This is a genomic window from Streptomyces radiopugnans, assembly GCF_900110735.1.
In the GTDB taxonomy this organism is placed as follows: domain Bacteria; phylum Actinomycetota; class Actinomycetes; order Streptomycetales; family Streptomycetaceae; genus Streptomyces; species Streptomyces radiopugnans.
In genome coordinates this window covers 86,468-108,277 of the sequence record NZ_FOET01000017.1, presented here as the reverse complement: position 1 = coordinate 108,277, position 21,810 = coordinate 86,468, and the positions used below count along the sequence as shown (strand labels likewise).

The 21,810-nt window shown below is 71.5% G+C and carries 27 protein-coding genes; 14 read left to right on the top strand and 13 right to left on the bottom strand.

Features of this window, described 5'->3' with window-relative positions:
- The first annotated feature begins 224 nt into the window (after positions 1 to 224).
- The 3 genes from BMY40_RS23830 to BMY40_RS23820 all read left to right on the top strand — a co-directional run bounded on the left by BMY40_RS23830 (position 225) and on the right by BMY40_RS23820 (position 2,573).
- Complete coding sequence (locus tag BMY40_RS23830; protein WP_093662837.1) at positions 225 to 1,448, top strand: cytochrome P450; 1,224 nt, start codon at positions 225 to 227, stop codon at positions 1,446 to 1,448.
- A 16-nt stretch (positions 1,449 to 1,464) separates the two neighbouring features.
- On the top strand, positions 1,465 to 1,650 hold the full coding sequence (locus BMY40_RS23825; protein ID WP_342745088.1) for a ferredoxin: 186 nt from the start codon (positions 1,465 to 1,467) through the stop codon (positions 1,648 to 1,650).
- A 125-nt stretch (positions 1,651 to 1,775) separates the two neighbouring features.
- The gene (locus BMY40_RS23820; protein WP_143071819.1) at positions 1,776 to 2,573 is read left to right on the top strand and encodes a hypothetical protein; all 798 of its coding nucleotides are present in this window, start codon (positions 1,776 to 1,778) and stop codon (positions 2,571 to 2,573) included.
- A 71-nt stretch (positions 2,574 to 2,644) separates the two neighbouring features.
- Here BMY40_RS23820 and BMY40_RS23815 read toward each other — a convergent pair whose 3' ends face one another.
- From BMY40_RS23815 to BMY40_RS23795, 5 genes are read right to left on the bottom strand one after another with little or no spacing between them, the layout of a single operon-like run.
- Entirely contained in the window at positions 2,645 to 3,625 is a 981-nt protein-coding gene (locus BMY40_RS23815; RefSeq protein ID WP_093662834.1) for an ApeI family dehydratase, read from the bottom strand.
- Positions 3,622 to 4,032 (bottom strand): hypothetical protein, encoded by a 411-nt coding sequence (locus tag BMY40_RS28130; RefSeq protein WP_093662833.1) that lies wholly within the window; start codon positions 4,030 to 4,032, stop codon positions 3,622 to 3,624. The genes BMY40_RS23815 and BMY40_RS28130 overlap by 4 nt, the downstream gene beginning before the upstream one ends.
- Positions 4,032 to 4,445 (bottom strand): hypothetical protein, encoded by a 414-nt coding sequence (locus tag BMY40_RS23805; protein WP_143071818.1) that lies wholly within the window; start codon positions 4,443 to 4,445, stop codon positions 4,032 to 4,034. The genes BMY40_RS28130 and BMY40_RS23805 overlap by 1 nt, the downstream gene beginning before the upstream one ends.
- A complete protein-coding gene (locus BMY40_RS23800; protein ID WP_093662831.1) occupies positions 4,445 to 4,801 on the bottom strand; it encodes a DsrE family protein in 357 nt (118 codons plus the stop codon). Before BMY40_RS23800 ends, BMY40_RS23805 begins: the two co-directional genes overlap by 1 nt.
- Positions 4,801 to 5,052 carry an acyl carrier protein gene (locus tag BMY40_RS23795; protein ID WP_177214111.1) on the bottom strand — a complete coding sequence of 84 codons (252 nt, stop codon included), beginning with the start codon at positions 5,050 to 5,052 and terminating at the stop codon, positions 4,801 to 4,803. The genes BMY40_RS23800 and BMY40_RS23795 overlap by 1 nt, the downstream gene beginning before the upstream one ends.
- Before the next feature lie 242 nt (positions 5,053 to 5,294).
- Between BMY40_RS23795 and BMY40_RS23790 the strand changes: the two genes are divergently transcribed.
- The 3 genes from BMY40_RS23790 to BMY40_RS23780 all read left to right on the top strand — a co-directional run bounded on the left by BMY40_RS23790 (position 5,295) and on the right by BMY40_RS23780 (position 8,479).
- Positions 5,295 to 6,461: a beta-ketoacyl synthase N-terminal-like domain-containing protein gene (locus BMY40_RS23790; RefSeq protein ID WP_143071817.1), complete on the top strand. Its 1,167-nt coding sequence runs from the start codon at positions 5,295 to 5,297 to the stop codon at positions 6,459 to 6,461.
- Positions 6,458 to 7,450 carry a beta-ketoacyl synthase N-terminal-like domain-containing protein gene (locus BMY40_RS23785; protein WP_093662828.1) on the top strand — a complete coding sequence of 331 codons (993 nt, stop codon included), beginning with the start codon at positions 6,458 to 6,460 and terminating at the stop codon, positions 7,448 to 7,450. Before BMY40_RS23790 ends, BMY40_RS23785 begins: the two co-directional genes overlap by 4 nt.
- Before the next feature lie 141 nt (positions 7,451 to 7,591).
- Positions 7,592 to 8,479 (top strand): hypothetical protein, encoded by an 888-nt coding sequence (locus BMY40_RS23780; protein ID WP_218158313.1) that lies wholly within the window; start codon positions 7,592 to 7,594, stop codon positions 8,477 to 8,479.
- Between the two features lie 133 nt (positions 8,480 to 8,612).
- Here BMY40_RS23780 and BMY40_RS23775 read toward each other — a convergent pair whose 3' ends face one another.
- The 4 genes from BMY40_RS23775 to BMY40_RS23760 all read right to left on the bottom strand — a co-directional run bounded on the left by BMY40_RS23775 (position 8,613) and on the right by BMY40_RS23760 (position 10,922).
- Positions 8,613 to 9,380, bottom strand: coding sequence for a thioesterase II family protein (locus BMY40_RS23775; protein WP_093662826.1), 768 nt, complete (start codon positions 9,378 to 9,380; stop codon positions 8,613 to 8,615).
- Positions 9,381 to 9,404: 24 nt separating this feature from the next.
- Positions 9,405 to 9,623 carry an MbtH family protein gene (locus BMY40_RS23770; RefSeq protein WP_093662825.1) on the bottom strand — a complete coding sequence of 73 codons (219 nt, stop codon included), beginning with the start codon at positions 9,621 to 9,623 and terminating at the stop codon, positions 9,405 to 9,407.
- Positions 9,624 to 9,701: 78 nt separating this feature from the next.
- The gene (locus tag BMY40_RS23765) at positions 9,702 to 10,043 is read right to left on the bottom strand and encodes a helix-turn-helix domain-containing protein (protein ID WP_245770284.1); all 342 of its coding nucleotides are present in this window, start codon (positions 10,041 to 10,043) and stop codon (positions 9,702 to 9,704) included.
- A 321-nt stretch (positions 10,044 to 10,364) separates the two neighbouring features.
- A complete protein-coding gene (locus BMY40_RS23760; protein ID WP_093662823.1) occupies positions 10,365 to 10,922 on the bottom strand; it encodes a M23 family metallopeptidase in 558 nt (185 codons plus the stop codon).
- Positions 10,923 to 12,065: 1,143 nt separating this feature from the next.
- Here BMY40_RS23760 and BMY40_RS23755 point away from each other — a divergent pair.
- Genes BMY40_RS23755 through BMY40_RS23745 form a run of 3 tightly spaced genes read left to right on the top strand, consistent with a single transcriptional unit; the run spans position 12,066 to position 15,003 of the window.
- Positions 12,066 to 13,766 carry a carbon starvation CstA family protein gene (locus BMY40_RS23755; RefSeq protein WP_093662822.1) on the top strand — a complete coding sequence of 567 codons (1,701 nt, stop codon included), beginning with the start codon at positions 12,066 to 12,068 and terminating at the stop codon, positions 13,764 to 13,766.
- The gene (locus BMY40_RS23750; RefSeq protein ID WP_093662821.1) at positions 13,763 to 14,020 is read left to right on the top strand and encodes a cory-CC-star protein; all 258 of its coding nucleotides are present in this window, start codon (positions 13,763 to 13,765) and stop codon (positions 14,018 to 14,020) included. Before BMY40_RS23755 ends, BMY40_RS23750 begins: the two co-directional genes overlap by 4 nt.
- Complete coding sequence (locus BMY40_RS23745; RefSeq protein WP_093662820.1) at positions 14,011 to 15,003, top strand: ArsA family ATPase; 993 nt, start codon at positions 14,011 to 14,013, stop codon at positions 15,001 to 15,003. Before BMY40_RS23750 ends, BMY40_RS23745 begins: the two co-directional genes overlap by 10 nt.
- Before the next feature lie 412 nt (positions 15,004 to 15,415).
- Here BMY40_RS23745 and BMY40_RS23740 read toward each other — a convergent pair whose 3' ends face one another.
- Both BMY40_RS23740 and BMY40_RS23735 read right to left on the bottom strand, forming a co-directional pair.
- A complete protein-coding gene (locus BMY40_RS23740) occupies positions 15,416 to 16,309 on the bottom strand; it encodes a class I SAM-dependent methyltransferase (RefSeq protein WP_093662819.1) in 894 nt (297 codons plus the stop codon).
- Between the two features lie 131 nt (positions 16,310 to 16,440).
- Positions 16,441 to 17,055, bottom strand: coding sequence for an XRE family transcriptional regulator (locus BMY40_RS23735; protein WP_093662818.1), 615 nt, complete (start codon positions 17,053 to 17,055; stop codon positions 16,441 to 16,443).
- A gap of 91 nt (positions 17,056 to 17,146) precedes the next feature.
- Between BMY40_RS23735 and BMY40_RS23730 the strand changes: the two genes are divergently transcribed.
- From BMY40_RS23730 to BMY40_RS23720, 3 genes are all read left to right on the top strand, one after another.
- Positions 17,147 to 18,154, top strand: coding sequence for an NAD(P)/FAD-dependent oxidoreductase (locus BMY40_RS23730; RefSeq protein ID WP_093662817.1), 1,008 nt, complete (start codon positions 17,147 to 17,149; stop codon positions 18,152 to 18,154).
- Between the two features lie 151 nt (positions 18,155 to 18,305).
- Positions 18,306 to 19,919 carry an MFS transporter gene (locus BMY40_RS23725; protein ID WP_093662816.1) on the top strand — a complete coding sequence of 538 codons (1,614 nt, stop codon included), beginning with the start codon at positions 18,306 to 18,308 and terminating at the stop codon, positions 19,917 to 19,919.
- A gap of 147 nt (positions 19,920 to 20,066) precedes the next feature.
- Positions 20,067 to 20,372, top strand: a complete 306-nt coding sequence (locus BMY40_RS23720) for a thioredoxin family protein (RefSeq protein ID WP_177214110.1) — start codon at positions 20,067 to 20,069, stop codon at positions 20,370 to 20,372.
- 111 nt (positions 20,373 to 20,483) lie between these two features.
- Here the strand turns inward: BMY40_RS23720 and BMY40_RS23715 are convergent, their stop codons facing one another.
- Positions 20,484 to 20,825, bottom strand: coding sequence for a glutamate-cysteine ligase family protein (locus BMY40_RS23715; protein ID WP_483883295.1), 342 nt, complete (start codon positions 20,823 to 20,825; stop codon positions 20,484 to 20,486).
- A 68-nt stretch (positions 20,826 to 20,893) separates the two neighbouring features.
- Here BMY40_RS23715 and BMY40_RS28125 point away from each other — a divergent pair, with 68 nt between their 5' ends.
- Both BMY40_RS28125 and BMY40_RS23710 read left to right on the top strand, forming a co-directional pair.
- Positions 20,894 to 21,058, top strand: a complete 165-nt coding sequence (locus BMY40_RS28125; protein ID WP_177214109.1) for a hypothetical protein — start codon at positions 20,894 to 20,896, stop codon at positions 21,056 to 21,058.
- Complete coding sequence (locus tag BMY40_RS23710; RefSeq protein WP_093662813.1) at positions 21,059 to 21,241, top strand: hypothetical protein; 183 nt, start codon at positions 21,059 to 21,061, stop codon at positions 21,239 to 21,241.
- A gap of 108 nt (positions 21,242 to 21,349) precedes the next feature.
- On the opposite strand, the gene BMY40_RS28995 is transcribed toward BMY40_RS23710, so the two are convergent.
- Positions 21,350 to 21,742: an acyl-CoA thioesterase domain-containing protein gene (locus BMY40_RS28995; protein WP_281250799.1), complete on the bottom strand. Its 393-nt coding sequence runs from the start codon at positions 21,740 to 21,742 to the stop codon at positions 21,350 to 21,352.
- Positions 21,743 to 21,810 lie beyond the last annotated feature (68 nt).

Here is a 21,810-nt window from a genome sequence, read left to right as displayed (position 1 = left end):
CGCGGACTGAGGTTCATCGACGTTCCAGCTAAACGAATACACGATCGGGCAATCCCTGTCGCGCGCAGATGCATTTTCCGGAAACGACCCCAGGATCATAGGAATTCAAATTCTTTGAATCGACCGGACTGCAGCAAGTGGCAAGTGGCTCCGGTGAACGAGAGCCGGTCCATAGCATCGGCCCCAGCAGGGTCAGAGACCACAGACAGACAAGGGGTAACGCCATGACCGACGCCGTGGAGAGGGGGGCGACCTGCCCCGTCGCCCCTCGCGGCTGGCCCAATCCGCTGCTGCCCGAGTACGACCAGCTGCCGGAAGGCCGTCCGCTGACGCAGGTCACGATGCCGTCGGGCAGCAAGGCGTGGCTGGTCGCGCAGCACGATCACATCCAGCGACTGCTGGCCGACGACCGGTTCAGCGTGGAGCCGCACCCCACGTTCCCCATCCGGTTCCCCGCGCCGCAGGAACTGCTCGACATGATCGCCAGGGACGCCAAGAACCTCCTGGTGACCATGGACCCTCCGCGCCACACCCGCGTCCGCCAGATGGCACTGCCGGACTTCACCATCAAGGCCGTGGAGAAGCTGCGGCCCCGGGTGCAGGAGCTGGTCGACGAATACCTGGACCGGATGGAGGCCGAGGGCGGCCCCGTCGACCTGGTCCAGGCGCTGGCGCTGCCGCTTCCCGCCCAGGTGATCTGCGAGCTGGCCGGCATCCCCGAGTCCGAGCGGGACACCTTCACCCGCAACGCGGCGATCATGGTGGGCACCCGCCACTCGTACACCATGGACGAGAAGCTGGCCGCCAACGAGGAGTTGATGAAGTACTTCGCGACCCTCGTCACCGAGAAGCAGGACAACCCCACCGACGACATGCTCGGCAACTTCATCAGCCGGGCGGGCCGGACCGACGAGTTCGACCACCACGGTCTGACCCTGATGACCAAGATGCTGCTGCTCGCGGGTTACGAGTTCATCGTGAACCGCATCGCGCTCGGCATCCAGGCACTGCTCGACCACCCCGAGCAGCTCGCCGCGCTGCGGGCGGACACCCCGGGGCTGATGCCCAAGACGGTGGACGAGGTGCTGCGCTACTTCAGCCTGGTGGACGAGATCATCGCCCGGGTGGCGCTCGCCGACGTGGAGATCGACGGCGTGACCATCAAGGAGGGCGAGGGCATCCTGGTGCTCAAGGGCCTGGGCGACCGGGACCCGGCCAAGTACTCCGACCCGGACACCTTCGACATCCACCGCGACGCGCGGGACCACCTGGCCTTCGGCTACGGCGTCCACCAGTGCCTGGGCCAGCACGTCGCGCGCCTGATGCTGGAGCTGTGCCTGACCAGCCTGATCCACCGCTTCCCCGAGCTGCACCTGGTCGAGAGCGACGAGCCCATCGAACTCGTCGACGGGCTGCCGCCGGTCCACAAGCTCACGGTCGGCTGGTGACCGGATGAAGGTCCACGTGGATCGCGACCGCTGCATCGGCGCCGGACTGTGCGCGCTGAACGCCCCGTCGGTGTTCGACCAGGACGACGCCGGTCTGGTGGTTGTGCTGAACGACTCGCCTTCGGACGCCGAGGCCGCGGACGCCCAGAAGCTCGCCGAGGACATCTGTCCGTCGAAGGCCATCCTGATCTCGGACGGCTGAGGGCCACCGCCCCGCCCCGTCCCCCCACGGGCCGCGGGTCCGGTGCCCTCCCGTGTGGGCACCGGACCCGCGGCCTCTCCCGTTCCGTACCCCTATCCCAGCGCCGACCGGAGTGGACAGCTCACATGACAAAGCCCAGCGGATGGAAAGTGCTCAACGCCGGTCGGGAGGCCGGGCTCGTGCTCGCCGTCGACTTCGCCACCACGGGCCGGTCCGACTCGAGTTTCTCGGACCTCGCCCCGCTCCTCTCCCCGGAGTTCACCGTGTGGGAGACCAGGCAGCCGCACACCGCCGCCGGGATGTCGGCGGAGGACTACCTCGCGCTGTGGGCCGACGAGGTCGCCGGCAGCGGCCGTACGGTGCGGGCGGTGCTCGGCTACTGCGCCGGCAGCGTGTTCGCCGGTGAGCTCGCCGCCAGGATCGCCGCCCGGCAGGCCGAGGCGCCCCGGTTCGTGATGTTCGATCCGGAGGTGCCGTCACCGGCCGGCCTGTACCGGGACTTCGCCGCCATGATGAACCAGTTCGCCTCGGTGCTGTCGCCCGAGGAGGTGGCCGCCGCCCAGCGGGAGGGCGTCGCGGCGCAGGCCGGCGCTCCGGACTTCGCCGCCTACGGCGACGAGCTGGTCCGGATCTTCATGGAGCGGGCCGGTGCGGCGTTCGCCCGCGAGGAGCTCGACACGGAGCTGCTGGACGAGTTCGTCGCGGTGTTCCGGTCGTTCGTGTCCTACCTGAACGCGGCGCGGCAGATCGACCCGACCGCCGCCTGGCGCACCGCGACCGCGGTGAGTTCCCGCGAGCCCACCGAAGGGGCCGCGCTGGCCGAGCGGTCCGTCGAGGTTGCCGTCGACCACACCGACATCCTGCGCAGCAAGCGGGTGGCCGAGGCGGTCAACGAGATCATCGGCGTGTACGCGTCCTCCTGACCGGTGTCCGACGGGTCCGCCCCGAACCGCTTCAGCGGTTCGGGGCGGACCCGTCGGACACCGGTCGCGGGTCAGGGCGCGCCGGCCATCGTGCGGTCGACCTTCTCACGGGGCCTGCTGGAACCGATGAGGGCGCCGACCGTCATCACGCACCGGTCGCCGTCCCAGGTCTGCCCGGACACGAAGACGTTGTTGGACATCAGCCGGTCGATGCGGGCCACGTGGCGCAGCACGGCACCGGGACGCACCTCGCCGGTGAAGCGGCAGTCGCGGAACGCCGCGGCCACCGGCACGCCCTCCGCGGTGTCGGTGGACAGCCACAGCAGCACCGAGGACTGGCCGAAGGACTCCAGCATCAGGGCCCTGGGGTACATGTAGCGCGACAGGGGCAGGCCGTCGGCCATTCCCTGGTAGCAGGGCTCCGAGCCGGAGACCGCCTTGACGGTGGTGATCCGCCGGCCGGGGTCGAACGCCTCCACCCGGTCCACCAGGAGCATCGGGTGACGCACCGGCAGCCGGTCCAGGATCTCGGTGTAGTCCGGTCCGGACGGACCGGGGGCCGGGAGGAGCGGCCCGCCCGCAGGTATCGGCAACTCGCCGGCGTCGCGGTCGCCGAGCACCGCCTTCACCGCCGCGACCGGTGTGCCGTCGTGGCGGGTGCCGTCGGCGGTCACCAGCCACCGTCCGTCGTCGGTGGCCTTCGCCGTGACGTCCAGGCGGATCTCGTCGCCGCCCTGCATCGGCGCCAGCCAGCGCCCGGAGCGGACCTCGACCAGGTTCAACGGCTCGTCCGCGCCGACGAGGGTGGTCGTCGCCTGGCGGAGGGCCTCCAGCACGAACACCGCGGGCAGCAACGTCAGCCCCGGGAAGTGCCCGACCATGTACGGGTCCTCGGGGTCGACGGTCTTGTACAGCAGGAACCGGAGGTCCGGCCCGTCGGACAGCACCTCGATCCGGTCCACCGCGCGCAGCGGGGTCGAGAAGGTGTGCCGGTCGTGGTGCGGCGGTCCGCCGCCCGGTCGCCCGGCCCGCGGGGGGAGGGCGCCGGTCACACGAACCACACCTGGTCGTACTGCGGCCAGCGCACCGCCAGCTCGGCCGAGTCGAGGCAGGTGGTCCCCGCGACGAGCTGTTCCGGGGCGAAGCCGAGCGCCGTCACGGCGGCCTCGTCCACGAAGACGCCGAAGCCCTCGGCGACCAGATCGCGCACCGAGCCCCGGTAGTCCGGCAGCGTGTCGAGCACCATCGTGCCCAACCGCACCGACGGCCGGTAGACGTCCTCCTCGACGGCCATGGTCACCGCCGCGCCGCGCAGCGCGACGTCCATCCGTTCGAACTGGCCGTGCAGGTCGAGCAGGCCGTACAGGGCGTGGAAGAACTGTGCCTCGACCGCGCCGCGGTAGGCGCGGTCGAGGACGCACAGCACGCTCGGGCCGCGTTCGGTGCGGGTGGTGGTCATCAGGCCCCTCCGAGGTAGAGAGTCTGCTTGGCCCCGGCGACGGTGGCCGCCAGCCTGAGCGGGGACCGGTGCCGCACCTGCGGTATGTGGTGGGTGGCGCCGCGCTCCTCGGTGCACGCGGTGCACCCGATCCAGGCGAAGCGGCCCTGGCCGTCGGCGATCATCCGCTGGACGATCGCCGAGGGCGAGGGGTAGTGGCCCTCGGGGTCGCGGGTGTTCGGCAGCTTGGTGTCGCCGAAGGTGTCCTGGGTCATCATCGTGGCGTAGCCGCACGCCCAGACCCGTACCGAACCGCCGTTGTCGAGCACCGCCTGGGAGAGCCGCAGCGCCGAGGTCACCACGTCGCTCGAGTGCGGGGCCGCCGTCAGGATCAACAGCAGGTCCCACATGCGGCGTTCCATCGTGGTCGCCATCAGTGCCACACCCCCCGGCAGCCGTCCTGGGTCAGCGCCGCGGCGGCGACGTCCATGCCGGCCAGCCTCACGTGCGGCGACAGCTTCGTCGCGCCGAGCGCGCGCTGCGCCGCGGAGAAGTCGTCCACGAGGATCTCGACGCCGGCCGCGGCCAGCCGCTCGATCTCGGGTGTGTCGGTGCCCACGGCGCTGAGCACGCCGTCCTCGACGAGGAAGACCCGCACCCGGTGGCCGGCTTCGGCGAGCGCCGCGGCGTCCAGGAGGAAGGTGCCCGCGTTGGGGCCGGCCCAGTTCCCCTTGCTCTCGATCAGGAAATAGGAAGCGGCGTCCGCGGCGCGGGCCGTCTGCGCGTCCATCAACCGCGCAGCTTCCGGTTCAGCAGGTCCTGGATGTCGGGGAACCTGCGGACCGTGCCGAGCTCCTCCTCGGGAATCTTTATCCGGTACCGCTGCTCGAGCGTGACCGCGAGTTCCAGCGCCACCACCGAGTCGACTTCCAGCTCCTCGATGAGGAGCACCTCGTCGGTCAGCTCCGACGGCTCGACGTCCAGCGTGTCCGCCACCAGCTCCCGAAGTTCCGACACGTCCAGTGTGGTTTCGGCACTCACCGGAATTCCCTTTCCTCGGGCCGTTCGCGCGGTTTACCCTCCGGTATTCCGCGTCTGTTTCTTCCTGAAGAACGCGACACCGCGTCGATCTTCGCCGATGTTATGGCAGTGCGCCGAAGGCGAGGAGGTGCCCGCCCGATTGCTGCAGGTACTTGCAAGGGCTACGGGCCTCGGCCTTTACGAATGCATCCTGACCGGCGTCGGCAATTGTGTCGCGCTACCCGGAGGAGCGAGGTGCACCGGTGACGGTCGTTGTCACGGGACTGGGGGCGGTGAGCTGTTTCGGCAGCGGAACCGCCGCCCTGTGGGACGGTCTGCTCCGCGCGGACCGGCGGCCGGTGCCCGCGCCGGACGCCTGCGGGCTGTCGACCCGGCCCTACCTGTACGCGGCACCCGACCCGGGCCCCGTCCTCCCGGACGCGGCGGCGTCCGGCGGCGAACCGGCCGGGCGGACCAGCGCACTGGTGGCGGCCGCCGTCGCGGAGGCCGTCGGGGACGCCGGCCTGACGGCCGAGGACCTGCGCGACGCCGGCCTGACCGTCGGCACCTCGCTCGGCGACATCGACCTGGCGGAGACACGCGAGGCGTCCGACCGGCATCTCGCCACCCACCGCGTCGCCGCCGTGCTCGCCGGCCGGTTCGGCATCGGTGGCCCCAGCCAGACCCTCTCCACCGCCTGCTCGGCGGGGGCCTACGCGGTCGGCTGGGGCGCCGAGCTGATCGAGACCGGCCAGGCCGACACCGTCATCGCCTGCGGCGGGGACGCCTTCTCACGGGTCGCGATCGGTACACTGCAGCGGTTCGGGCTGGTGGACCCGGAGTGCTGCAGGCCCTTCGACGCCGATCGCGCGGGCATGGTCACCGGCGAGGGCGCCGCCGCCGTGGTGCTGGAGTCCGCCGAATCCGCCCGGCACCGGGGCGCCGCCGCGCGGGCCGCACTCGCCGGCCACGGCTGGAGCTGCGACGCCCACCACCCGATGGCCCCCGAGCCGTCCGGCGAGCAACTGTGCCGCTCGGCCGTCCGGGCGCTCGCCGGCGCCACCGAGGCCCCCGGCGCCGTCGTACTGCACCGCGCCGGGGTGGCGGGCAACGACTCCGTGGAGTCCGCCGCGGTCGGACGGGCCGTGGCGGCCGTCGGCGGCGGCGCCGCCGAGGTGGCCGGGTACGCGCCGAAGGCCGTGATGGGCCACACCGCGGGCGCGGCCGGGGTGTTCGGCTGTGTGATCGCGGCCCTGATCCTGCGGCATGGGGTGGTTCCCCCCAACGCCCACGTCGCCACGCTCGACCCCGATTGCCCGCTGAGGGTTCCGCTGGGAGAACCCGCCCCGCTCACCCGGCCGTCTGTGCTGGTGAGCGGTACCGGCTTCGGGGGCAACAACGCCGTGCTCGCCTGGAGGGCCGTCGGATGACCGTGCTGATCACCGCGGCGGGCGCCGTCGCCGAGGAGCCCCGGCCCGCCGAGGGGGACGGCACCGGTGCCGCCGCGTGGTTCGATCCCGCCGCCCACCTCGGCCGGCGGGGCTGGAAGTACCTCAGCCCGGCCACCCGGTACCTGCTGGCGGCGGGCAACCAGGCACTCGGCAGGCGCCACGACGAGCCGCCGCTCACCGGGGCCCCCGCCGAGCGCTTCGGCGTGGTCACCGGCACCCAGTACGCGATCGCCGGGGTGCACCGGAGGATGGACGACACCCTCGCCACCACGGGCGTCCAGGGGATCAGCCCCGCCGAGGTGCCCGCGTTCTCGATGAACACTCCCGGCAGCCAGCTGGCCATCAGCACCGGCGCCCGCGCGTTCTCGGTCACGCTCACCAATCCGGTCACCGCGGGCCTGGAGGCCGTGCAGTTCGCCGTGACCGCGCTGCGCACAGGCCGGGCCGACCGGGTGGTGGCCGCGGCGGCCGACCAGGTGCCGGCCGGGGACGACGGACGCGACCGGTACGACGCCGCCGCCGCTGTCGTGCTGTCGAGAGACCCGGCTCCGGTCTCCGGCGAGGGCGTCGGCGTCCTCGCCGGGATCACCGGCGGGATCTCCCGGTTCGTCCCCCGGGGCGCCGACGGCGACCGGGACCCGGCTGCCCTCGCCGCGAGCTGCGGACGGGTCGCCGCTCTGGCGGGCGGGGCGCGGAACGTGCGCCTGGTGGTCAGCGGACCGGCCGCCGCCGCGGAGTTCGGCGGTGCGGTCCGCGACGCCGTCGTCGAGTCCCTCGCCGAGGCGGGCGGCTCGGTGCGGGACCCCGCCGGGGCGGTCAGCCGGGCACGGCACTGCGCGGTCTCGGGCCTGCTGGAGCTGATCGCGCTCGCCCGGACCGGGGGGACCGGACTGGTGGTGTCGGTCTCGGAATCCGGGCATCTCACCGCGATAGCCCTCGACGCCCCCGTTCAATCCGAATTCCATTGAACAGCGGATATTCGCTGATATGCGCGGATGATTTTGACCGGTCTGCTGCGGCCCGGATATCATACCGGCATGACAGTCACGGCAGAGCGGCCGACCGATCGATTGACGAAAATACGCAGAATATCCGGTTATGGAGCCGCCGTGGCGGTGACACCGTATCTGCTGATTAAAATCGTCTGGGCTTTCGGTCTCTTCATTCCGACCGAACAAATGGGCGGCGCCGACTGGCGGGCGATCAACGCGGCGACCGCCTTCCTCGCCGCCGTCGGCATCCTGCTGGCGATGGCGTTCTCCAGGCCCTGGGGCGAACGGCTGCCCGCATGGCTGGTGGCCCTGCCCGTGTGGGTGGGAACCGGCCTGCTCGTCCCCATGCTGCTGCTGGCACCGGTGCTCGGCCCGGCCGCGATGAGCCGGGACCAGGAGGCGGGCTCCCCCGACTTCTGGATCTACGAGCAGATCCTGGTGATGATCTCGCTGGTCGGAGTGGGTGTCGGTCTGCCGCTCGCCCTGGCGGGGTATGCCAAGGCGCGGTGGCCGGAGGCGCTGGGCGGTCCGACCGACTGCGGGGAACCGCCGGGAAGCACCCGGCCGCTGCAGACGATCCTGGCCGGGCTCGTCGCGGTCGGTTGCGTCCTGCTCGGCTGTGTCAAGGTGTTCTGGGCGGCCGGCGGCACCCTCGGCCTCGACCCGGCCATGCTGGACAACCGCGACGTGTGGTGGCGCCTGCTGTCGTTGAGTACCGGGGTGTGGGCCTTCGCGGGGGCGTGGGGCATCCTGGTGCTGACCACCCGGCGCGGGTCACGGAGGTTCCTGCCTCCCATGGCGGCGGCATGGGTATCGTCGGGCATGCTGTTCTCCTACAGCATCTACAACCTCCTCACCCTCACGGACATGCAGCAGCCCGCCCCGGAGTACCCGCTGACGGGCGCGCTGGCCAGGGAGGTCGGCGCGGTCCTGGGCGTGATGATGGGGATGACCCTCCTGCTGGTCCTGTACGACCGCAGACGTGTCCTGCGCGGCGATTCCTGAGGCGCCGACCGGAACGGTCCGGATCCTGTGACCGGCTCCGGACCTTTCCGGGAAACGGGGACCGAACGCCGAAGCCTCCGGCCGGCGCCTCCTTGGAGGACGCCATGCCGGAGGCTTCGGCGTTCGGTCCCGGCTAGCGGGCGGGGCAGGGGACGGGGAGGGAGCACCACTCCGGCAGCCTGGACCACACGTCCGGGGTGTAGAAGTGCCCGCCGGGCAACTCGACCGCCTCGAAGGCGCCGTCCGTCAGGGACCTCCAGTGCCGCTCGACGTAATCGAAGGGCTCGCAGTCCTCGGCCCCGTAGAGCACACGCAGCGGCACCGAGACCCGGGAGCCCTCGGCGAACCGGTAGGACTCCGACACCACGAGATCCGCCCGGAGCAGCTCCACCGCGAGCTTGACGAGCTCCGGCTCGTTGGCGACCACCGCGGTCATCTGCCCGAACTCCCGCATCCACCGGACGAGGGCTTCGTCGCTGTCGTCCGAGCGCGGCACGTGGCTGCGTACCTCCCGGCGCTTGTGCGGCGCCACGCCTCCGGAGACGACAAGGGCCGAGGGCGGCGCGACACCGAGGCGTTCCAGCTGTGCCGCGGTCTCGAAGGCCAGCCACGACCCCATACTGTGGCCGAACAGGATGTAGGGACGGCCGGCGAGGCTGCGGACGGCCCGCACCACGTCGTCGCGGAGGGCGGTCCAGTCACGTGCGAACGGCGTGCCGAACCGCGACTCCCGACCGGGATAGCAGATCAGTGCCAGTTCCACGTCGTCCGGCAAAGTCCTGGCCCACTGCCGGAACGGCGCGGTCCCACCGCCGCAGTAGCTCAGGCACACCAGCACCCGGTCGGCGTGCGGCCGTGGCTGCGGCCGGTGTACCGCGGCAGCGGCGGATTCCGTGTACATGATCGTCCTTTCCGCCGCGGGGTCCTACCGGGCGCCTTCCATCCGGCGCGCGAGGCTGAGCGGGCGCATGTCGGTCCAGTTCTCGTTGACGTAGTCCAGGCATGCCTGCCTGCCGTCCTGCCCGTGCACCACCGTCCAGCCCGCGGGAACCTCGGCGAAGGCGGGCCACAGCGAGTGCTGACCCTCCTCGTTGACCAGTACGTAGTACTGGGCGTCGTTGTCCTCGAAGGGGTTGCTGCTCATCGTCTTCTCTCCAAGCGTGTTCGGCGTTCGAGGCGGCCCGGGAACGGGCTCCGGTACAGGGGGTTCCCGGCGGCGGTACTAGGCGGTGCGCTGCCGGACCATCGGCACGGCGGTCCCTCCGGGAGCTTCCCCGGCCTCGGCTTCGGCCTCGTGCTCGCCGGTGTGGCCGCCGCGCGGATCACGGATGCTGTCGATCAGCATCAGCACCGCCCGCACCGAGGGCAGGATCATGTGCCCGTCGCCGGTCAGCCGCGCACCGCTGGGGTGCCGGGTGAACAGCTTGAAACCGAGGGACCGTTCCAGACACTGGATCTGATAGGTGATCGCCGGCTGGGAATATCCCAGCTGCCGCGCCGCGACATCCATGCGTCCGGTTTCCGCGATCGAAACAAAGGCCCTGAACTCGCGCTCGTGCATCATTCCCTCACATATGGCCCCTGCCGCCACAGAGTTCGACCACAAAACCGCCGTATCGAGAACCCTACAGACGCCGGACACGCCTTTCCCCCTCTTGTTTCAGGAAGCTGCACCGGGCACCGGCGGCCTTTCCCGGGCTCCGCCGCCGGGCCCGGGAAAGGCCGCCGGCCGGGACGGAGCGCCTTCGGACCCGGCCGCGCAACCCGCGGCCGGTCGCTCCCGGTGCCGGGCGTGAGCGCGCCAGGGGACGGGGACGGGGTGCGGCGGCACCCCGTCGGCCGCCTGCACCGGCGCGGCGGGAATGCGCCGGGACCGGGCGGGAGGTCAGGCGCGGCTGTTCACGCTCACCGGCCAGGAGCCGGTGGGGGGCGTCCAGCCCTGGAGCGTGGCGGGGATGCCCACGCGGGTGTTGCAGTCGATCACCTGGAAGTGCAGGTGGGGGCCGGAGGACGCCCCCGTGCTGCCGGACCAGCCGATGACCCGGCCCTGCGGCACCCAGTCGCCGGTGTTGTAGATCGCCCGGTTCAGGTGCGCGTAGTGGGTGCACCGGCCGTTGGAGTGCCGGATGATCACCTCGATGCCGTTCTGCCAGTACGGTGACCAGTCCGAGACGAGGACCGTGCCGGCCTGCGCGGCGGAGACCTCGTAGTTCGCCGGGAGCCCGAAGTCCCAGGCGTACTCGTTGTACGGGCCGTAGTGCGAGTACGTGCCCTCCGGCCCCTGGGTGACCTGGTAGGCCTCGCCGGCCGGGTAGGGGAGTTCGTAGTAGTAGTCCGCGGCCGAGGCCGGGGCCGCCCAGGCCAGCGAGATGCCCGCGACCGCCAGAACCGCGCCCGCCGCCGCGGCGATCCTGCGCAGCACCGCTCCCGTTCCGTTCGCCATGTGTCTCCTTGTCTCGAAGCTCGTCAGAGGCCTGACCCCGAGGCCCTCACGGGCCCCGGAGGAACCTGATCGACATGTCAGGTCCTGGACAACCATCCCGGTTGACGGAGCGCCGTACAAGAGGGGAAGGGCCGGGCCTACGCTTCCCGGAGCCCTGGCCAGGGCCGTGGAACGATCCCGAAACGGCCCGTGGGGAGCGACTGCCGCGGCGCGGCCGTCGTGCGGAGGCCCGGCCGGCCGGGTCGTCTTCTGACCCGCGCGGTCCCGTCCGCGGCGCGCAGCGTGAGCGCGAAGGGACGCAGCGGCTGACCGGCCTGCCGGCCGGGAAACGGCGGAGGTCGGGGAAGACCCGGGCCGGGGGGCTCTCCTGGGCCTTCTGCGTTCGCTGGAGGACGGACGACCTTCCCGAGGGTTGCTTCACGTCGACGTGGTCCCGCCGCGGAGGCGACCGCCGGGGCGGTGGACGTGTCTGCGAAGGAGCAGCGGAAGCAGCCGTCCGCCGTGGCCTTCGTCGTCCTCGAGTCGCCCTTGCCGTTCCCGGAACCGCTGCCGTTCGGCGGTCAGGCCGCCGCCTTGTGGGTATCGCGTACCGCAGAGATCAAGGACCATCAATCCCTCACGACGCCACCGGTTCAAGATCGGCGGTTCACCTTGTGCCGAATCGGCCAACATGCGCCAACTGGACAAACGGGGTGGACGGAGGGTGCGGCGCCCGCCCAGTGTGCTGGTCGTCGCCGGTCCCCAGGGACTCCTCATCGCCTGATCGGTCGCCTAGCATGAACGGGCTATGAAGGGAGCGTTTTCGGTCAACATCGGTAAGTCCGGCATCGAAGTCGGCGTCGGCGGCACCCACCACGGCGTGCACGGCGGAAGCAGTGTCCCCGAGTCGGTCGAGGCCGGCCTTCGTCCCGGCGAGCTGCTCACCGAGGGCTGCGGCACAGTCGCCGTCCAGGCGCGGCGCACCGCGTCCGGGTTCGCCGCCAAGCTGTGTGAAAGGGGCGCACACAGCCGGTTCCCCCGTCCCGGCCGTCGGCCTGCCCCGGCAGAGGAGGGCCACGCTCCACCGTCTTTGCCGTCTGCCTGCCAGGCGCACGCTTCGTGTAGACCGGCGTCCCGTCTTCCAGAACTCAGAGGGACTCTCGTATGAACGCACTTCCCCTGCTCCTGATCGGCCTCGCGATGTTCGCGGGCGGATATGTCCTGTACTCGAGATTCCTGGGCAACCGGGTCTACAAGCTCGACGCGTCCTTCCAGACGCCCGCGCACGAACTGCAGGACGGCGTGGACTACGTCCCGACCAACAAGTTCGTTTTGTGGGGACACCACTTCACCTCGGTCGCGGGCGCGGCGCCCATCGTCGGCCCCGCGGTCGCCGTCATCTGGGGTTGGCTGCCCGCGTTCCTGTGGGTCACCCTCGGCACGGTCTTCTTCGCGGGCATGCACGACCTGGGTGCCCTGTGGGCCTCGGCGCGCAACAAGGGCCGCTCGATCGGCACGCTCTCCGGCCGCTACATCGGCGGCCGGGGCGCCAACCTCTTCCTCGTCGTGATCTTCCTGCTGCTCCTGATGGTGGTCGCGGCCTTCGCGGTGGTGATCAAGAACCTGCTGATCTCCACACCCTCGGCGGTGATCCCCGCCTGGGGCGCGGTCGCGGTGGCGCTGCTGGTCGGCCAGGCGGTCTACCGCTACAAGATGAGCCTCGGCCTGGTCACCGTGGTCGGCGTCGCGGCGCTCTACGGCCTGATCCTCCTCGGCGACGCCGTCCCGGTGGAGCTGCCCGACCCGATCCTGGGCATGTCCCCGGCGACGTTCTGGATCATCGCCCTCTTCGTCTACGCCGGCATAGCCTCCCTGCTGCCCGTGTGGGTGCTGCTCCAGCCCCGTGACTACATCAACGGCGTCCAGCTCTTCGTCGGCCTCGGCATCCTGTTCGCCTCGGTGCTGCTGAGCACTCCGACGATCGTCGCCCCGGCCTTCAACGACGCCGTGCCCGCGGGCACCCCGGACCTCGTGCCGCTGCTCTTCGTCACCATCGCGTGCGGCGCGATCTCCGGCTTCCACGGCATGGTCTCCTCCGGCACCAGCTCGAAACAGCTGGACAAGGAGACCGACGCCCGTTTCGTCGGCTACTTCGGCGCGGTCGGCGAGGGCCTGCTCGCGCTCGGCGCGATCATCGCCGCCGTCGCGGGCTACCGCACCCTGGCCGACTGGGAGGCCGTTTACAGCGCCTTCGGCCAGGGCGGCGTCGCGGCGTTCGTCGAAGGCGGCGGCGCGATCCTCAACAGCGGCCTGGGCCTGCCCGTGTCGCTGAGCTCCACGGTCCTGGCCACCATGGCGATCCTGTTCGCCGCCACCACCATGGACACCGGCGTGCGTCTGCTGCGCTTCGTCGTCCAGGAGGCCGGCGAGGTCGCGAAGGTGAGGATCAACAACGTCGCCGGCACCCTCATCACGCTCGCCGTCGGCGCGGGACTCACCTTCAGCCAGGGCGCCGGGGGCGAGGGCGGCCTCCGCATCTGGCCGCTGTTCGGAACCAGCAACCAGCTGCTGGCCTCCCTGACGCTGTCCATCGTCGCCGTCATGCTGATCCGCAAGCGGCGCAACCCGGCGCCTGCGCTGATCCCGCTCGCGGTCGTGTTCGTCATGGCGTTCTGGGCCGCGGTCGTGCAGCTCGGCGACTTCTACGAGGCCCAGGACTGGCTGCTGCTGATCATCGACCTCGTCATCATCGTCGCCGCCCTGTGGGTCGCCTTCGAGGCGGTCGTCGCGATGCGGCGGGCGTCCCGGGAGCCGCCGGAGGCTCTCGACGCCGATGTGACGGAGAAGGCCGGGCTGACGAAGTGACGTCCCGCTGGGCCTCGTTCCGGGCCGGGCTGGAGGAGTTCTACGCCGGTCCCTACCGGCGTACCCTCGCCCGCGCCCGGCGCGAGGAGGACGATCTCTTCCGGATGGTGGTCCTCGCGGAGGCACTGGGCGTACCGGACCCGGCGGCTTACTACACCGCCGAACTGATGCCCGCCCTCTACGAGGACTTCCACGCCTGGCACCGCCGTATGGGCATGGACCGCTCGCCACTGGAGCACGTCGGGTGCTGCTAGACCTCATCACCTCGCGCAGGGTCGTCTTCGTCGGCGGCAAGGGCGGGGTCGGCAAGACGTCCGTCGCCGCGGCGCTCGCCCTCGGCCGTGCCCGGTCGGGCGCCCGCGTGCTGCTGGTCTCCACCGACCCCGCCCACAACCTCGGCCACCTCTGGGGCCGTCCCGTGGGCGACGAGCCCGTGCGCCTCGCCGGCCCCGGGGACCTCGTCCCCGGGGCGGGGACGGCCGGTTGTGTCGACGGGCTGGAGATCGACCCGGAGCGCACGGTCGAGCAGCACCTGTCCGCGGTCGCCGAGACGATGCGGCGGCTGCTCCCCGAGCGGATGCACGCACCGGCCGCCCGGCACCTCCAACTGGCCCGGCAGGCGCCCGGCACCCACGAGTCGGCGGTGCTGGAGCGGATCGCCGAGGCGGTGGAACTCGGGGAGGAGGCCTACGACCTGGTCGTCTTCGACACCGCGCCGTCCGGCCACACACTGCGGCTGCTCGCGCTGCCCGAGCAGCTCACCTCCTGGACCGAGACCCTGCTCGCCAACCGCGACCGGTCCGAGCGGTTCGGCGCCGCGGTGCGCGGTCTCGGCGGCGGCGGGGAGACCGACCGCGACGCCGAGCTGCGCCGCATCCTGCTGCGCCGGCGCAACCGCTTCTCCCGGCTGCGCGAGGTGGTGACGGACCCGGCGCGGACCGGATTCGTGCTCGTGCTGACCGCCGAACTGCTCCCGATCGCCGAGACCATGGAGGTGTACGAGAAGCTCACCGGCCTCGGTGTCGACGTGGCCGCACTCGTCGCCAACCGCCGTTCTCCGGCGGACGCCGGTGAGCTGCTCGACCGCCGCCGGAGGCTGGAGGACGAGCACCTCGCCCGGCTGCGGCAGCGGGTCCCGGACGTTCCCCTGCTCGACGTGCCGCTGCTGCCGGGGGACCTGGTGGGCACACAGGCCCTTGCCGCGCTGGCGGACCGGCTCGGGCCCTCCCCTTCCTGAGATTCCGCGCTCCCCGCCGGCCGGGGCGCGCGCGGAGTCGGGACGGGACTGTAAGACGTTCGGTGTGACTCCCGATCATGGAAGATGCATCGACGACCAGTGAGAACGCGACTGAGCAGGAAGCCGCCAAGTCCGTGCGGAGCCGAGCGGCCTCCCCGGAACTGCCATCGGCGTCACGGAGGCGTCACCGCGGTCCCGGTCCCTGCCGTCAGGGGCCAGGGGGGCGGCTCAGGTAGGGCGCCACAAGCCGGCGGAAGCCGGAGGAGGGCCCCAGGCCCAGTTGGCTGCGGATCATCCGCCGGAAGAACCCGTAGTGCCGCGGGGCCTCGGCCGTCACGGTCAGGTCTTCCGCTTCGGTGGAGCGATCGGGTGCCGGGGCTGCTCGGCAGGCAACCGCGGGTTGCGCCGTGTGTCAGGCGCGGCGGGCGGCCCAGACGGTGCGCTCGGTGCGTACGGCGAGATCTGCGCGGCGCAGAAGGCAGTTCGGGCTTTCGGTGTCCAGGAGCTCGTCGAGTGCGGCGAGGTCCTCGGGGCCGAGGGCGGGTGCGGCGACGCCGCGGATGCGCCGCAGGCTGCCGTAGGCGTAGCGGCCGATCGCTTCGCTGCGCTCACCTTCGATGTTGATGGTGACGGTGCGCTCGTCCTCGACGGTGAAGCCGGCGGCTGTCAGTATCGGGCCCCAGTCGGCGCCGCGGTGCGGAACGTGCTCGGCGTGGAAGCCGTCGGTCGCGGCATGTGCGCGCTCTTCGAGGCCGGGCCGGTTCTCCGGGGCGTGGGCGGGCAGGAAGCGGGGGAAGCCCGCGAGTTCGACGACGGCGAACAGGCCGTCGGGGGCGAGCAGTTCGCGCACGCTCCGCAGGGTGTGGCCGGGGTTGGCCATGTGGTGCATCGAGGCCGAGGCCCACACCAGGTCCGGCGTGCCGAGGTCGGGCCAGTGGTCGGTGTCGAGGTCGGCCCGCACGGTCCGTACGCGCCCCTCGGCACCGCGGGCGCATGCCTTCTCACGCAGGAGTCGGAGGTGACCGGCCGAGGTGTCGACGGCGGTGACGTGCGCGTCGGGGAAGCGTTCGAGAAGCGCGAAGGTTCCCGCGCCGGTGCCGCAGCCCAGGTCCACGATCCGGCGCGGCTCGCTCTTCAGCGGCAGCCAGGCGGTGATGGACGCCATGTGCTCGGCGAGCACCTCGGCGTCCAGGTCGAGGATCTCCGCCTGACCGCCGTCGCTGTGCTCTTGGTGGCCGCCGTGGTCGTGGTCGGGGTGGTGACCGTTTCCGCCGTGGCGGGGGGTGTGCTGATGCGTTCGGGCCATGGCATCACCGTAAGCCGGTCATGCGCTTGCCGCACGGGTCCTTGCGTAATGCGCAAGAAGGTGGCCTGATGCGCTGCCCGCCACGCAATATCGCCCACCGCGCCGTGGGCCGTCGGCGCGACCATGGCCCGCTATTCGCAGGGGCCCCGGGTGCCTCCGCAGTCGGCTTCGGAGCCGTCGGCGCCGGCTTCCTTCCGGTGGCCGCGGCGGGCGTCGCGGTCGAAGATGCCCATGATCTCGCATGGGCCGCCCTCGGCGCCGATGGCGTGCGGCATCATGGTGGGGAACTCCGCGGCCTGGTTGGTCTCGATGCGGAAGCGCCGGTGGCCGAGCATGAGGACGGCGGTGCCGGACAGCACCACCAGCCATTCGCGGCCGGGGTGGGCGCGCATGCGGGCCGGGTTGTCGGGCGGCGGGTCGGTCATCCGCTGACGCACCACGCTCATACCGGGGTCGCCCTTTATGGGCCAGCGCATCAGGCCGTGTGTGCCGTCGATCATCGGGCTGATGACGACGTCGTCGGCGGCGTTCTCCACGAGCTGGTCCAAGGTGGTGTCCAGTGCGCGGGCGAGGGTGACCAGCTGGTCCAGGGCGAGGCGGCGCTGACCGTTCTCGATGCGGCTCAGTGAGGACTGGCTGAGGTTGGCACGCGCGGCCAGTTCCTCCAGCGACCAGCCCTGCGCTACGCGCAGGGCGCGGATCCGTTTGCGTACGAGGCTGTCCAGCTGCCCATCTTCTTGCGCCATAGGCAACATGGTATGCCTTGAATGCAACGTGGGCTTAACGTCGCAAACAGATGGCCCAGCACGAGGGCCACGTACGATGAGAGGGCGCGACATGTCTGCGCAGACTTCCCACTACGAGAGCGACGCACTGCCCACCGAGACCGTGGACGTAGTGGTGATCGGCGGCGGCGCCGCGGGCCTGAACGGCGCGCTGATGCTGGCCCGCTCGCGCCGCTCGGTCGTCGTGATCGACAGCGGCACCCCGCGCAACGCCCCCGCCGCCGCCATGCACGGCTTCATCGTCCTGGACGGTACCCCGCCCTCCGGGATCCTCGAGCGAGGACGCCGGCAGGTACGCGAGTACGGCGGCCGAATCGTCTTCGGGCAAGTGGCCACGGCCGAACCCACCGCCCCCTCAGCGGACGGCGACCTGCGGTTCACCGTCACCCTGACCGGTGGCCGCACGCTGACGGCGCGCCGGGTACTGGTGGCCACCGGCCTGCGCGACGTGCTGCCCGAGGTGCCCGGCCTGGCCGGGCACTGGGGCCGCAGCGTGGTGCACTGCCCCTACTGCCACGGCTGGGAGGTCCGCGACGAGCCGATCGGCATCCTCGCCACCGGCCCCGCCTCCGTCCACCACGTCTGGCTGTTCCGCCAGTTGACGGACGACCTCGTCTACTTCACTCGCGGCACCGGCCTGGACTCCGAGACCCGCGCCCGCTTCGCCGCCCGCGACATCCGCATCATCGAGACCGACGTCAAGGAAGTCGTCAACGACGACGAGGGCGCCCTCGCAGGCGTCCGCCTGGCCGACGGCACTTTCGCAGGGCGGCGGATTCTGGCTGTGGCCACACGGATGCAGGCCCGGACCGAGGGCCTGGAAGGCCTGAAGCTGCCGATGGAAGACCTGCCCGACAACATGGGCCGCCGGATCGCCTCCGCCACGGCCGGCACCACCGAGACCCCCGGCGTGTGGGTGGCCGGCAACGCCACCGACCTCACCGCCCAGGTCGGTGCCTCTGCCGCGGCCGGCGCCCTGGCCGGCTCCCACATCAACGCCGTTCTGGCCGCCGCGGACACCGACGCCGCGCTCGCCGCCGTGCGGAAGACCACCGGCTGACACCTGAGCCCCGCTGCCGAAGAACCGCGCGACCGCCGTCCAGCGGTCCGCGCGGTGTGCAAATCCCCGTCTCACCGACTCCCCGTCCCACCAATCCGGCGACCGGTCCTGTCCCGGCGCTGATTCCGCATGCCCTTTCGGGAAGGGAACCATGAGTACCAATCAGCCTCCCCAGGCGGCGACCGCGTCGGCCGGCGGCGCGGGAACACCGGATGCGCGTCAGTTGCGCGCGATCCTGATCGCCGTCTCGATCGCGTTGATGGCTGTCATCGCATCGGTGTCCGGGCTGAACGTCGCCCAGACCCACATGGCCGTCGAGTTCGGCGCCTCGCACACCACCGTTCTGTGGATCATCAACATCTACACCCTCGCCCTGGCCGCGCTGCTGCTGCCGCTCGGCGCGATCGGTGACCGTCTGGGCCGCAAGCCCATGCTGATCACCGGACTGGTCGTCTTCGGCGCCGCCAGCGTCGTCGCGGGACTCGCCCCGTCGGCCGCGGTGATGATCGGCGCCCGCGTGGCCGCCGGAATCAGCGCCGCGATGATCATGCCGATCACCCTCGCGGTCATCACCTCCACCTTCCCCGAGGAGGAGCGCGGCAAGGCGATCGGCGTGTGGACCGGTGTCGCCGGGGGCGGCGGCATCCTGGGCATGTTCCTCTCCGCTCTGCTGGCCGACACCGCCGACTGGCGCCGGCTGTTCGTGCTGCCCGTGGTCCTGGTCGCCGTCGCGCTGGCGATGACTCTGAAGTCGGTGCCCAACTCCCGCGAACGCTCCACCCGTTCCTTCGACACCATCGGCGCGCCGGTCTCCGCCGTCGCCGTGATCGGTCTCATCTTCGCCCTGCAGGAAGGCCCCGAACGCGGCTGGACCGCCCCCGTCACCCTGATCAGCCTGGCTGTCGGCGTCGCCGCCGCCATCACCTTCGTGGCCTGGGAACTGCACCGCCGCGACGCATTCCTGCTGGACGTACGCCTCTTCCGGGAACGCGGCCTGGCCTCCGGCTCGATCACCCTGCTCGTCGTCTTCGGCGTCCAGGCCGGTATCGCCGTCGTCCTCTTCCCGTTCTTCCAGGCAGTGCTCGGCTGGTCGGGGCTGCTGTCCACGGCGGCGATGATGCCGATGGCCGTCGTGATGATGACGGCCTCCGGCCTGGCCCCGAAGATGGCCGCCGGGATCGGCGTCCGCTCCACCATGACTGTCGGCGTCGCCCTGGCCGCCCTCGGTCTGGCGCTGATGGCGCTGTTCGTGTCCGTCGACGGCGGCTACCCGTCCATCCTGGCCGGCATGCTCGCCATGGGCATCGGCATGGGGCTGTCGATGACGCCCTCCACCCAGGCCATCACCAGCTCACTGCCCCGCGCCAAGCAGGGCGTCGCCTCCGCACTCAACGACGTCACCCGCGAGTTCGGCACCGCTCTGGGCGTCGCCATGCTCGGCGCGCTCCTGGCGAACGGCTACCGCAGCGCCATCGACGGCAAGCTCGAGGGCGTCCCCGACGGGGCCGCGGACACTGCCCGCGAGGGAATCGCCAACGCCATCGAGGTCGCACCCACCACCGGCAGCCACTCCCGGGATCTGGTCCGCGCCGCACAGCAGTCCTTCGTCGACGGCTGGCAGCAGGCCATGTGGATCGGCGCCGCCGTCATGGCCGCGCTGCTCCTCTACGTCGTTCTGCGCGGCCCGAAGAACACCGCACCCCTCCAGCCCGACGCCGAGGCAGCCCCGGAGACCGGGGTCGCGGAGAGCGTCGCCGCTCGCTGACTCGCGGGAACCCCGTGCGCATGGAGCGCGACGCCGCCCGCACGGCAGACGGCCGTCGGGCACACCGCGACGTCGCGGTGTGCCCGACGGCCGCACAGCGTCCTGAGCGCAACCCGATACCTCCGATCACATGCAGGAGTGGCACTCGTGAGCACCATCGAGCCGAGCGCGGACAACCTCAACGAGGCCATCTCCGGAAACGACCTCGTGGTCATCGACTTCCGGGCCGAACGGTGTGAACCTTGCCGCAAGTCCGGGCCGGTCTTCGAGCAGGTCTCGGGCGAGCACGAGGGCGTCGTGTCCGCCAAGGCCGACGCTGAGGCACGGCGAGACCTGGCGCAGGCGTTCGAGACCAGGTCGGTACCCACCCTCGTGATCGTGCGCGAGCAGGTCGCCGTCTTCCGTCGGGCCGGCGCCCTGAAGGAGCATCCAAGCCGCGTCCCCCTTGCGTGAGGAGCACGGCTTTTCGCGTTCCACTGAACCACCGCCGGCTCCGGACCGGGTGAGTGGGTTCCGAGGAATCCCTCCCGCACGGAAATCCCGCGCCCCGCACAGGCATGCCCCTCACGGCATGGCGCTGGCATCGATCACCATGGCGATGACGGCGTCGATCCCCCCTTCCGCCAGGCTCTGGCGCTGGCGGTCCGCGCCGGTGCCCTGCTGCAGCAGGCGGTGGACGAGTGAGGTGATTTCACGGGTGTCGCCGGCCGTGTCGAGGGCGGGACCGATGTGTGCCAGGAGCCGGCTCACGGCGTCGCCGGCGCGGACGCGCCGGCCTCCGGGGCTGATGAGGTCCTCGTTCAGGCCGTGGCGGGCGGCCTGCCACATGGCGGTCTGGAGCACCTCCGGGTCGGGGTCCGGCTCCGCGACGCCGGCTTCGGTCTCGCGCAGCGCGGTGTCGACCAGGGCCCCGTATCGGCACCATTCCCCACCACACCGACTCCTCCTCGGTTCTGCGAGGCACGCGGCTCGTCATGGAGAGCGAGGGGCTGCGCTCCGCGTTCGACGTGCGCCCGGACGCGTGGTTCGGCCACCTCTGCGCGAACGTCGGCCGCGCCTTCACCGAGGAGGAGCGCGAGGATCTCCCTCCCGGTACCCCGTCGGAGCCCCCCTGCCAGGGCCTGTCCGGCCGGCCGTGAGTGGAGTCGGACGGCGATTGCTGCGTCGGTGCCGCGCTCGCGCAGACGGAGGCGCGGATCGCCCTCGATCTCCTGGCCCAGCGGGCGTCCGGGATGCGCATGGTCCAGGACCAGGACTTCGACCTCCCGGCCGACGTGCCCTTCCGCGGTCCCCGTAAGCTCCTGGCCCACTGGCCCGAGTGACGGGCTCCAGGCGCCGTTCCCTCGAACCGCTGCGCGTTCCCCGGATCACCCCCGACCGCCGGTCCTCGCGCACTCCGAGGACCGGCGGCTTCCGCGTGCGGTCGGTGTTCACCGGCGCCGGCCGACCAGCAGCGTCTGCACCACGCGACCGCAGTCGCCGGCCGTGTCGTCCAGGCGCCCCACGGCCAGCCCCGATCCGTGCGGACTGGCGTCCGTGGCCGACCGCAGGCACAGCCACTCGCCCACCGGGTCGCGGTGCAGGGCGAGCGTGACATCGGTGTTGATGACGAGCCGGCGGTGGTGGTCCAGCTCGAAGGCGACCGCCCAACTGCTGTCCGCCACGGTCAGCGCACGGGTGAGCGGTGTGTCCTCGCATCCGGCCAGCAGTGGGACGAGCTGACGCACCCAGGCCGTGCCGGGCCCCGGGGTGTCGAATCCGGTGCCCGGCTCGAAACGCCATTCCATGGCGGCGACGTAGCCCGCCAGGTATGCGCCTGCCATGGTGTGCGCCGGCTGGGCTTCGGGCAGGGGCGGCGCGGGGGGGCGCTGAGCGCAAGGACGGCGTGTCC